At 71.6% G+C, this 455-nt stretch carries 1 protein-coding gene; it reads left to right on the top strand.

Features of this window, described 5'->3' with window-relative positions; genetic code table 11:
- The coding region (locus OO57_RS38005) for a solute carrier family 23 protein (RefSeq protein ID WP_033257492.1) at positions 1-455 on the top strand (455 nt) is incomplete at both ends.

The raw sequence follows: 455 nt of genomic DNA on the forward strand, positions 1-455 counted from the left end.
ACGTACGCGGAGAACATCGGCGTGATGGCGGCGACCCGGGTGTACTCGACGGCGGCGTACTGGTGCGCGGCCGGCTTCGCGATCCTGTTCGGTCTGTGCCCGAAGTTCGGCGCGGTGGTCGCGGCGATCCCGGGCGGGGTGCTGGGCGGGATCACCGTCGTGCTGTACGGCATGATCGGCCTGCTGGGCGCGCAGATCTGGATCCACAACCGGGTCGACCTGACGAACCCGCTGCACCTGGTGCCGGTCGCGGCGGGCGTGATCGTCGGCATCGGCAACGTCACGCTGCACTTCACCGACAACTTCGAGCTCGGCGGCATCGCCCTGGGCACCCTGATCGCCCTGCTCGGCTACCACGGCCTGCGCGCCCTGGCCCCCGCCCACCTCAAGCACCCGCAGCCCGCCGCGGACGGCCCGCTGCTGGACGAGGGCACCAGCGCCTACGACGACGACCG

Origin of the sequence: Kitasatospora phosalacinea (genome assembly GCF_000717185.1) — a bacterium.
GTDB classification, from domain to species: domain Bacteria; phylum Actinomycetota; class Actinomycetes; order Streptomycetales; family Streptomycetaceae; genus Kitasatospora; species Kitasatospora phosalacinea_A.